This window comes from Vibrio sp. 2130-1 (assembly GCF_033339515.1).
In genome coordinates this window covers 1-760 of record NZ_JAWOUT010000201.1, presented here as the reverse complement: position 1 = coordinate 760, position 760 = coordinate 1, and the positions used below count along the sequence as shown (strand labels likewise).

At 42.0% G+C, this 760-nt stretch carries 1 protein-coding gene and 1 pseudogene; both read left to right on the top strand.

The window, feature by feature from the left end; translation table 11 throughout:
• Nucleotides 1-243: pseudogene (locus tag R7Q09_RS25180) on the top strand (bifunctional NADH-specific enoyl-ACP reductase/trans-2-enoyl-CoA reductase); the annotation flags it as partial.
• Nucleotides 244-431: 188 nt separating this feature from the next.
• Nucleotides 432-760: GAF domain-containing protein (locus R7Q09_RS25175; protein ID WP_318143825.1), on the top strand; the 329-nt coding region annotated here is incomplete at its 3' end.

Genomic DNA, 760 nt, shown 5'->3' with positions numbered 1-760 from the left:
GATCAGCCTAAAGTTCCTGTTGATGGCGAGCGATTGATTCGAATTGATGATTTAGAACTGGATCCGCAAACGCAGGCTGAAGTGAGTCATTTATTAGAACAAATGAATGCGGAGAACTTTAAAGATGTTGGTGATTACCAAGGCTTTAAAGACGAGTTCATGAAACTAAACGGCTTTAACTTTGACGATGTAGACTACTCGCAAGACATTTCGTTAGAAACCTTGGCGTCACTTAAGCCATAAGTTCGTCAAATTTGTTTCATATTTGAGATGGCTTCCAACAATTTAGGGTCCTGAAAGGTTTTCAGGACTTTTTTTTGTTTCGTCTGTGGGCGACCCTATACTTAAGTAAAACGACTAATGTTATAACAATTACTACTGCATAAATCTTCGATTCACAGGATGTGAAACTACCGGAAAGGAAGGCCTCTATGGGGAGATTTCAAACACTAGATTATGAGATTCCTGAATCCATGCAGCGAAGCTGGCAGGATATCGTCAATCTCCTCGCACAGATTGCAGACGTGCCAACCACGCTTATCATGCGAGTGCATCAAAACCACATCGAAGTAAACACCTCAAGCGACACTCAAGGTAATCCATATAAAGCTGGCGACAAAGAAGATCTTGGACATGGTTTGTACTGTGAACATGTCATTGAAACCAAAAGCCAACTGGTTGTCCCTGATGCCCTTGCCGATGAAAAATGGTCGAATAACCCGGACATCAAACTTGGTATGCTCTCCTATTGTGGTTTGCC